The sequence below is a fragment of the Xanthomonas sp. JAI131 genome (assembly GCF_013410075.1).
Lineage (GTDB): Bacteria > Pseudomonadota > Gammaproteobacteria > Xanthomonadales > Xanthomonadaceae > Xanthomonas_A > Xanthomonas_A bonasiae.
On record NZ_JACCCN010000009.1, the window covers coordinates 1 to 1694 of the forward strand.

Annotated in this window: 1 protein-coding gene; it reads left to right on the forward strand. The window is 64.6% G+C overall.

Going from position 1 to position 1694, the window contains the following annotated elements; genetic code table 11:
- Nucleotides 1–1694: DUF6531 domain-containing protein (locus HDC36_RS23270; RefSeq protein ID WP_179571234.1), on the forward strand; the 1694-nt coding region annotated here is incomplete at both ends.

A 1694-nucleotide genomic window follows, 5' to 3' on the forward strand; every position in this document is an offset into this window, starting at 1 on the left:
TGCTTGCCGGGATGCTGGTTTCGCCGCTGAGCTACGCGGCGCCGCAGCCGCAATACGGGCCACCCTATTCGGCCAACTCTACGAGCGGCTCGGCCGCCTTTCCGACGGTTGGTCAAGCGGTGCAGTTCATCCATGACGGGATCATGCGGCTGTGTGAAAGCGGCACGGGAGGTTGCGTCAACCCGCCTGTCATTACCGATTCCTACAGCGACGGTTTCACTGCTGCCTATGTTTATTCAAACGGGAGAGAGTGGGGGCGGGTCTATGCGAACGACAACATCGCAGGCCAGGGGTCGCCAGCCAAGAATGCGGGCAGTTGCAACACCATGTGCACCGGCGGCCTGGGCCAGCAGGGCGACAACACGGGCCCGCATGGCAGCAGCGGCGACGCGGCGCTGAAGCAGGGTGGCGTGCATCGGGGAAGTTCCTTCGAAGGCGACCCGATCAACACCGCCACCGGCAACATGTTCCGCCAGGACACCGACTACGACTCGCCGACCTGGCTGACGCTGCGCCGCTTCTACAACAGCAAGACCTTCGTCACCTCGGTCGCGCTGGGCAAGCAGTGGCGCCACTCGTTCGAGCGCACGCTGGACGTCATGTTGTCTGGCGTCGCCAACGGCGGCAGCCGGGTCGAGGCGCGGCGTCCGGATGGCGGCGTGGAACGGTTCCGCCTGAGCAACGGGGTGTGGACGACAGATCCGGACATGCCCGACATCCTCACCGAGCGCCGGGACAGCGCAGGCCTGTTGCTGGGCTTTGCGTTGGATGTGAGGGCCACGCAGCAGACGGAGATCTACGACAGTGCTGGCCTGCTGCGCTCGGTCTTCGACCGCATGGGTCAGACGGTGCTGACCCTGGACTACAGCGATCCGCCGACGGTGCCCGGCACCAAGACCCCACCCAACCTGCTGCAGCGGGTGACCGACGCGGGTGGCCGCTCGCTGAGCTTCGCTTATGACAGCAATAGCCGCCTGAGCACGGTCACTTTGCCGGATGGCGGCACGCTGACCTACGGCTACGACACCACCGGCAACCTGACCTCCGTGCAATACCCGGATGGCAAGACGCGCCAATACGTCTACAACGAGCAAACGCTCACCTCCAAGGCCAACCTGCCCACGGCCCTGACCGGGGTTATCGACGAGAAGGGCGTTCGTTTCGAGAGCACAAGCTACGCCAGCGGCGGCAAGGCGATTTCGTCGAGCTTCGCTGGCAATGTCGACGCCACGACGGTCGAATACGCGGCCTCGACCCAGAACTGGGGCATCCCGGCCACGGTCACCTCGCCATTGGGCACAAAGGTATTCCTGAGCTACACCGATAGCGGCTATGGCGCTTTGAAGCCGACCGGTGCCAGTGTGGCGTGCGGCGAGCAATGCAACCAGCCGTGGAAGTCGTTGACCTACGATGCCAACGGCTACCCTGCCTCGACGACCGACTTCAAGGGCAACATCACCAAGACCACCTATGCAGCCGGTGGCCTGCTCACCCAGCAGATCGACGCTTCGGGCACGGCACAGCAGCGCACGACCAACACCACGTGGAATACCAGCCTACGCGTGCCGCTGACCCGGATCGTGCTCGATGCCGCCGGTGCCACGGCGGCCAAGAGCGCATGGACCTATAACGCACGAGGCCAGCAAACCGCACGCTGCGAAGTCGATCCGTCCGTGTCCGCCGCCATGAGCTAC